7 protein-coding genes and 1 pseudogene are annotated in these 8,454 nt (G+C 37.5%); 3 read left to right on the top strand and 5 right to left on the bottom strand.

Annotation, left to right across the window (positions count from 1 at the left end; genetic code table 11):
• Positions 1–109, top strand: a pseudogene (locus tag HZR21_RS10830) (IS982 family transposase); the annotation flags it as partial.
• A 54-nt stretch (positions 110–163) separates the two neighbouring features.
• Here the strand turns inward: HZR21_RS10830 and HZR21_RS10825 are convergent.
• Positions 164–3,010: a lectin-like domain-containing protein gene (locus HZR21_RS10825; protein ID WP_180747638.1), complete on the bottom strand. Its 2,847-nt coding sequence runs from the start codon at positions 3,008–3,010 to the stop codon at positions 164–166.
• Between the two features lie 243 nt (positions 3,011–3,253).
• On the opposite strand from HZR21_RS10825, the gene HZR21_RS10820 reads away from it, so the two are divergent.
• Entirely contained in the window at positions 3,254–4,126 is an 873-nt protein-coding gene (locus HZR21_RS10820; RefSeq protein WP_180747637.1) for a metallophosphoesterase, read from the top strand.
• A gap of 65 nt (positions 4,127–4,191) precedes the next feature.
• Positions 4,192–4,719 carry a nucleoside tri-diphosphate phosphatase gene (gene ntdP, locus HZR21_RS10815; protein ID WP_031365692.1) on the top strand — a complete coding sequence of 176 codons (528 nt, stop codon included), beginning with the start codon at positions 4,192–4,194 and terminating at the stop codon, positions 4,717–4,719.
• 384 nt (positions 4,720–5,103) lie between these two features.
• On the opposite strand, the gene HZR21_RS10810 is transcribed toward ntdP, so the two are convergent.
• The 4 genes from HZR21_RS10810 to HZR21_RS10795 are packed head-to-tail and all read right to left on the bottom strand — an operon-like array spanning position 5,104 to position 8,351.
• Entirely contained in the window at positions 5,104–5,370 is a 267-nt protein-coding gene (locus HZR21_RS10810; RefSeq protein ID WP_180747636.1) for a hypothetical protein, read from the bottom strand.
• A 37-nt stretch (positions 5,371–5,407) separates the two neighbouring features.
• On the bottom strand, positions 5,408–6,016 hold the full coding sequence (locus HZR21_RS11840; RefSeq protein ID WP_246307854.1) for a hypothetical protein: 609 nt from the start codon (positions 6,014–6,016) through the stop codon (positions 5,408–5,410).
• Positions 6,017–6,058: 42 nt separating this feature from the next.
• Positions 6,059–6,613: a hypothetical protein gene (locus tag HZR21_RS10800; RefSeq protein WP_180747635.1), complete on the bottom strand. Its 555-nt coding sequence runs from the start codon at positions 6,611–6,613 to the stop codon at positions 6,059–6,061.
• Between the two features lie 16 nt (positions 6,614–6,629).
• Entirely contained in the window at positions 6,630–8,351 is a 1,722-nt protein-coding gene (locus HZR21_RS10795; protein WP_180747634.1) for a hypothetical protein, read from the bottom strand.
• Between the last annotated feature and the right edge of the window lie 103 nt (positions 8,352–8,454).

Genomic DNA, 8,454 nt, shown 5'->3' with positions numbered 1-8,454 from the left:
GAAATTAGAGATAATACTTTTAGCGTATTCTTTACTGTTAAAATCAGCTAAATCACTGGAACCAGAGACTTTAAGATATTCTATCGGGTATCAAGTCATGGCTAAATAATCAACTAGCAATTCGGGTTTAACCTTAACTTTTTAACACTTGTGCATCAAAAAGTTATTCCTGATTTTTTCTGAATTTTAGCCATTTAGCTGTCGCAAAAAAGATAATAACACCAAAGATAGTTTCAGATATACCACTTTTCGCACCCGTATCTGGCAATTCTTTTTTACTAGCTTGCGCGATGACAGGGACAGACGGCGTTTGAGTCTTATGACCAGATTCACTTGGTTGACTAGGATAGTGAGGTACTACCTTATCTTTATCCGTTGGCATTTTTACCGGCCTAGGTACCTTCGTATAGACAATCGTTTTAACAATATCTTTTGTCTCACCACTCACCTTGTCAATGGCAGCAACTTGTGGTTCATCAGGTGTATAATTTTTAAGGCTAGGTGATATGACCTTATCAAATGAAGTACCACTGCTCGCTATCCAGTCACCATCAGTTTTATCACCTGTTGCTTGGTCGGTTGCAACAGTTCGAGTGAACTCAAGTGGTATTGCCACAAAATCAGTGACTGCTTTGTCACCATTTTGATAAACATAATGCACCACTTCATATACTGTCTTAGTCTCAATCGACTTAACTGTATCATGTGATAAATGTACCTCGTAATATTTCACACGACCATCCTCATCATAAATGACACCTGTTTTAGGGTAAGTATCAGAGACTAGCGCATAGCCTTGACCCTGATATTTTTTAATTGTTTCATCAGTTTTATAATTATCTCTTGTGCCAAAATCTCCTGTCAGTTCTTGACTAGATAAGATTTTGTCACGCGTATCATCAAGATATGTAACTCTGGCCTTTTCTGGATTTGCCGCATAGATTACAGTTTTAACAATATCAGTCGAATCTCCTGACACAAACAGTACGGCATCAATTTGAGATTGGTCGGGTGTATCACCTTGAATACTAGGAGACGTCACGGTTCCAAAAGTCGTTTCGCCGACTGGTGTCCAGCTACCTTTAATTTGATTGCCTGTCACCCTATCAGATATAACTGTTCGTGTAAACCGAAGTGGTGATGCCGTATAATCATCTGCAGCTTGACTACCGTTCTGATACTGATAATGCACCGTTTCATTAACAATTTTAGCCTCGCTTTTAGCATTTGTTTGATGCGCGAGATGCACATGGTAGTGTTTTACGACGCCGTCTTCATCATAGACCACACCCGATGTCGGATAAGAATCTGATGCCAAAGCATAGCCTTGTGCTCGATAATGTTGAATCATCTCAGCCGTCCGGTAAGCATCGCTTGCGCCAAAATCGCCTGACAAGTCTTTGACCGTTAAAGTTTGATGTGTTGTATCATCAAGATAGTCTACGCTAGCCTCTTCATGATTCGCCCGATAAACCACCGTTTTGTCAATATCTGCTGTATCTCCCGTCACCTTGTCAATGGCAGCAATTTGGCTAGCATCAGGTGTCAATCCTTTAAGGGTAGGTGATATTACCTTATTAAATGTCGTTTCTTTAGCCGCAAGCCAGTTACCATAAGTTTTACCGCCTGTCGCTTGGTCAGTTGTGATTGTCCGAGTGAATTTTAAAGGTATCGCAAGATAATCATTTAAGGCTTGTTTGCCATTTTCGTATTGATAGTGAACAACTTCTTTTACTTGTTTATTTTCAGTTGTTTTAATTGACTGATGCGTCAAATGTACTTCGAAATTTTGATGTTGATCGGACAAAACAACACCAACTTTTGGAAAATTATCTGAGACGTATTGATATCCCTTACTTAGAAAAGTTGCAATATCTGTCTTTGTCGTATAATTAGTCGTCTCCCCAGTGGCACCTGTAATTTCTTTTTGAGTTAAAACTTGCCCAGTCGTATCGTCAATATATGTAATAGTCGCAAAACCTTGATTTCGTTTATAGATGTAATTGACATCTTGAACGTTTGCTTGATATGTGCCTATATGTGCAGCGCCTGTCACGCGCTCAAAAGTGTAACCTGAAATTGTCGCTTGATTCGTTGTATAGAGGGTATCGATATCACCACTTGTTGTGATTGTAGCTTTAAGGGATTGTCCATTTTCATCTAAATAATTAGCATGAACAGTTCCTTGAGCAATGGTATACTGAAAGTTTGATAACTGTAATTGCTGCAAATTAAAATTATCACCTGTAGAGGCAGAAATTGAAAAGGCCATTGATTGATTCGTACCAATCAAGTCACTAACATCTTGCTGCCAAATCTTACCATCATAAGCCACTGTCATTATTTTTGAAGTGCCATCATAGGACATTTTTAAAGATTTAAATTGATTATTACTGGGTTGTGATATAGGTTGTGCGCCTTCTTCTAGAGTTTGTGCCACACCACTTGTACCATCTACAAAAGCACCATAAGCCTGACTAGGTGAAAATTCACTTGGGTCAGGATAAAAGTACGGGTCACCATCATAGTTGTAGTAGGTATCTAATTTAAAACCAAAAGCCCCTTGGACGCCCCCAATACCAGCTGCACCGCCTTTTACACCAACAACATCTGTATTGCCTGGATGAAATAAAAAACCAACAACGTCAGCACCGCCAGTCCGACTGCTTTTATTGCCTAAATTAATTGAGCCAGACAACGTGAAATTCTGTGACATGTCTACTTTTGTTTTCAATGTCACATTACCAGATTGATCTTTCGTATTTGGTGTTAACGTTTGTACAAAATTTTGGGTATCATAATTAAAATTTGCAGCTGATCCGTTGCGTTGAAAGTAAGTTAAAAAGTCTGTTGGATAAACTGTTACCGTTCTTTGTGTCACCGAATTTAAAGCGTGCGTTGGCGTTTTTTCTTCTTGTGCATCTGCAGCAGCGCTTGTTGTGATTAGGCGAGTCTCAATGCCTATTGTTGTGGCACTTAAAATCAATGCAATACCTGTTTTAAACTTCATTTTTTCCTCCTAGGATTGTTTTAATGTGATGTATAACTTCACTTCATGTAACTATTTTAATTGCATGATTTAATTTAACAAAATTTATTATACTGCCAGATAATTAAAAATGCTATCTTTTTAACCTAGGATATAATGAAACTGTTACAGTACGTATGTAAAAAAATCAGACAGATTAGCTTGTTTTTGCTAAAAACGGTAAAATATGAAAGATGATTAAAGAGAATATGCTATACTTAAATTATGAAAAAGCTGGCCATTCTCTCTGATTTGCATTTGGATGTTAATCAGTTTGATGAAAAATATGAACAAATCTTAATCCAAACCTTACAAGAGCAAGACATAACAGATATGCATCTAGCAGGTGATATCTCAAATGACTTTGAAAATTTGTCAAAGCCTTTTTTAGCACGTCTATCTCAATATTTTACAGTTTCTTATAATCTTGGCAACCATGATATGTTGGGCATGACCGAGTCAGATATCACTGCAAATGACTTTCAACTTCGGTCAATTGGTCAGAAAAAATTACTTAGTTTTGCAGGTTGGTATGACTATTCTTTTTGTCCAGATATTAGTATTGAACAAAATTTGCGGACTAAAAATACGTTTTGGTTCGACCGGAAAATTATACGAGATGCCGATGATATGACGGTGACTAACCGTATCTTAAATAAACTTGATACCGTCTTGACAAGTATGACAGCGGCTGATAAAGCTGATTTAATCATCGCTATGCATTTTGTACCTGAGCGTTCTTTTTTGATGACTCATCCTAAATTTGTTAAGTTCAATGCTTTTTTAGGGTCTGAGCAATTTCATTCGATTTTTGTTAAACATGGTATCAAAGAAGTTGTTTTTGGGCATAATCATCGATCTTATGAGCAAGTAATTGATACCGTTCACTATCAATCAAAGCCGCTCGGATATAAACGGGAATGGTGTTTAGTGAGTGATTACTTCAAAGCCTATCCTATCTATCAACAGCACAACTCCTACAATCTTCATAGGCGTTATAATCTGGTTAAGAAAACAAAAGAATTCGATGCTTATCTCCTCACGCATTTTTCAGAGGAAGTGAAAAAGTCTTTGGTTATTTTCGACGTTCAAATCTGACAAATGACGGATAAAATGGTATAATTCTTGTTGAGAACTTTGAATGTTAGAAAGTTGGTAGGATGATGAAAATCCCCAAAGAAGGCGACTTTATTACGATTCAAAGCTATAAACACGACGGAAGCTTGCATCGTACTTGGCGTGATACGATGGTGCTGAAGACTAACGAAAACTCGATTATTGGTGTGAATGACCATACGCTTGTGACTGAGAGCGATGGCAGACGTTGGGTGACCCGCGAACCTGCTATTGTTTATTTCCACAAGAAGTTTTGGTTCAATATTATTGCCATGATTCGCGAAAATGGCGTAAGCTACTATTGTAACTTGGCCAGTCCTTACACGCTTGACAATGAAGCCCTTAAATATATCGACTATGACCTTGATGTCAAGGTGTTTGCTGACGGTGAGAAAAAATTGTTGGATGTCGAAGAATATGAGCGTCACAAACGTCAAATGCATTATCCAGAAGATATTGATTTTATCTTAAAAGAAAATGTCAAGATTTTAGTTGACTGGATTAATGAAGGTAAGGGGCCATTTTCTAAGGAATACGTTGCCATTTGGTATGACCGTTATCACCAATTAAAATAAGACCTCACGGAACTGATGTCTTATTTTTTTACGAAAAATTATGAGTGAGAGCTTTTTTTAAACACCAAAAAGAGACTGAGACAAAAGCTCTCAGTCACTAAAAGAGAAAAGCAGACTCAGATAATCAAATGATTGTCTGAGTCTGCTTTTTTTATTCACCTAATTTTCCAGAAAGAATATCAGTTTATCACGAAATAGTAAATGTTTTTTTTACCAAATGGGTATTGTTTTGGCAAAAGAATGCGAATTTCGCATAAAAATGTCAATTTTCTTACCGATTTCGTATTGTTTTACCAAAAGAATGCGAATTTGGCATTAAAACCACATATTTGTTAGAGACTTTTGTCCCAATCTCTTTTGATTCCCTGCATAGCCTATAAAGGCTTAGACTTTAAAATGAGACTTAATTTTGGGGAGTGTTCTAAGAATAAGAGCGACAATCAAGCAAAGCAATCCGATGAGCATCACACTGCTTACTTCTCGCATATCTCCTACATGAGGAAAACCACCTGTATTAGACAATACCATTTGCTTGTGAGCTGTATAATGTATTGGATTATTATTTCTCTTTTGAGGTAACTTGGTTTCTTTATCAGTTGAGTTATTTTTATCCGCCAGACCTAATTGGCCTGATATGGTTGCTGCAATCACCCTGAAATCTCCTTCCTGATGACTTAGATATTATCGCTTAAAAGGCAACCGAGTCAAATCTCAAGCTCAAAGTATAACCTAATTTCAAAGGTGTAGATGCTGTTGCAGTACCACTATATGTGAAGGTTGCTTTATTATTCATTGCTGAACTTGCCGCTACTGCCGTATCATTTTTTGTATATTGGTCAACACCATTTGCCAATGTAATCAATTCATTTGTTGGTTTATTAAGCACACCTTGGTCAATCAATTTTGTACTTGCTGCTGTGACATTATTTCCCGTTACATCCAAATTCAAATCAAAATCATTTGGCAACGTAGGATTTGTGACACCTGCAGCATCAACAAAACGATTCACACTAACCATAACAGGACGACCAGAATGATTGACGATATCATAAGTTGGTGCTTTAATGGCAGGTTCACTCACTTTGTTATAAAAAATCGTATCAGTGGGTACAGTCACGTTAATCCAGTCAACATCCTTCTCAGGAATTGTTGAGCCTGGGTCTGTATTATCAGCACCTAGTGTCCCGTTGACAGTGATATCTGCATCAGTAGCACCAACAATATCTTGCGCCATAACAGCTTGTGCACCACCGAATACAACTGATGAAATAAGTAAAGTTGAAAGTATTTTTTTCATGATTTCTCCTAAAATAATATATAATAATTGAATGATAAGTAATTAGTCGACGATGAAACTGACACCCGCCGTAACTTCACCTTTTTTAGCTCTCGTTTTTTCATCGTATAAACTAAAACGTACCATTGCAGGATGCGTTCCCTTAGTTAATGTTTTCTCTAGCGCAATATGACTCACCTCCTCTCCTGGCTCAATCGCACCAGACGTATAAATCACATCGCCTGTTTGGTCATCCGTAATCACAACATTGACCGGATAAGTATTAGTCTGAGGGTTTTTAATATGCAGCGTCCCTTGTTGAGACTGATTACTAATCATAGCTTTTGAACCAATCATCATATTAAATTGACTGTCATCCGCCTTTTTCTGAGCGAATTTCTTAAGCTCCTTATCTGACATCTTTTTAGCATCCTTACCCTCAGGTAGAAAATCACCACTAATAACCGTCACATTTTCTTTGGGCTTTTGCCCAAAGACATGGTAAAGACTATAACCGACACCTGCTAATAAAAGCAACAGCAAGAAGATTAATACCTTTCTTTTGTATCTCTTCGTTTGATTTTCTTGTGCTTCCTGTTCTATATTTTGATTCTGCATCTCCCACTCCTAATCTTTATGATGCTTGGCTAATTGCAACAGCCAACTTGTAATTGACATGATAAGGTCCGCCATCTAATACCGAGACTGAGTGCTCACCATTAAAATAAAGAGACGCCTCGTGGTCGCTATTCCAATAGGCATCCAACCCAATCGGTGGACCAGTGATACTACCTACCATTATAGGCCCCCACATCACATCACCAGTAGTTGAAGGGTACTCTGCCACCAATTTCAGATGAACTTGTTTTTTCTTTTGGCACTTTGCCACAAGTGCCACGTCTTGTGCACTATCTGGATTAACGGTTAAAGATTTTAAATTCAATTTAACTGGTACATTGCCATGATTGCTTACAACATAATTTGCCAAGTGATTTTCTTTTGTAATCTCACCTGCTTTTGGTGTTACAAAAGCCAAAGTATCTGGTAAGCTCACCTTGAGATATGTTGGTACCACTACCATCTGCTCAACCCAAAGACTAGATAAGGTATAGCCTGGCACATGATTCCCCTCTAATCTACTGTAGACATAATAAGTCTGTGCAGGTAAATCATTATACTGATTTATCGAGTCTTTCCCAATATCCGTCGTAATAGCAACGTTTCTCGAGTCTCGGACACCATTTGCCGAGGAGGCATTATTGATAGATGTTTGTGCAGTACTAGTCGAGATATTATTGCCCGAGTACAACTTTGTTGTAGCTAATTTATAGTTGATTTTACTACCGGCCGCTAGATTTTCTGGTGTCCATTGCTTAACCTGAGCAGTTATTTGACTCAGGTCATCTCCTACCGTAGGAACAGCACTGAAGTTCGTAATTTGCGGTGCACGGGCATAAACAACTGATTCGCCACTGTTAATAGTTGATGCCGTAATACTTCTATTCCCTGTCATATTAGCGGTTAATTCTTTTTGACCACTTTTCAAATAGTTAATCGGATATCGATAGCCATCCGAATCTTTTCGAGTCAAGTTTAGTGCAATGGAACCTAGAGGTGACTTGCCTGATGTGGCATCAAATAAAATATAATTAGGTGAAGTTACACTAATTGTTGGGTCTTGACAAGAAAAACCATTCTTCTCTGTTGTAAAACGACCAATAGCATCTTCGGCAAAATCCATATTAATCGTGCCAGTAAGCTTTAATGCTGCAATTTGTGTCACATGATTGGTACCAGAAATAGCTCTATATTTGAACTGTCCTTTTTCTTGCACATTTAAATTAAAAGAAGTGCCATCATAGGAAAGATATTGCTTACTCGTACTAATATCGACCAAAGCATTCTTACCAACTGTCACAACTTGCTTACTAGGTCCCCAAAAAAATGCTGACTCATTATAAGTATCGTTATAAATTTTTGTTTGACTATTATCGGCGAAGTTGATATTTGTAAAACCTTGGGCAAACTCACCATCATAACCACCACCAGATGTCCCTGCCTTAAAACTATTTTTACCTTTGAAGGTCAATGTATTGGTCTCGTTATTGGCATAAAATGGTTGACCACCTTTTTGAATGTCGTAATCAATATTTTCAATCACTAAGTTGGTATTTTGATTGTTAACGCGCATAATACCGTACCAAGTGCTATTAGGACAAGTAGCATTACCGTACTTGATATTTTTTAACGTGATTGTTAGGTTATCAGCACCCGTTGAAAAATGTTCATAATCATAATAACCGTTGAACCCCGGTGCACGTGTTTCAGTATAAAGGGCACCTCTAATAACTACCAATTAATTCACCTCTAAATGAAATTAGAAAAAAACACAGAAAACTAAGCATAGTCTACTGTGTTTTTCTTTATGTTACAGACGCCACTTGACTGTTTATTCTTAT

Source organism: Pseudolactococcus laudensis (assembly GCF_013449735.1).
Classification (GTDB): Bacteria; Bacillota; Bacilli; order Lactobacillales; family Streptococcaceae; genus Pseudolactococcus; species Pseudolactococcus laudensis.
This window is presented reverse-complemented; position numbering and strand designations above follow the sequence as displayed.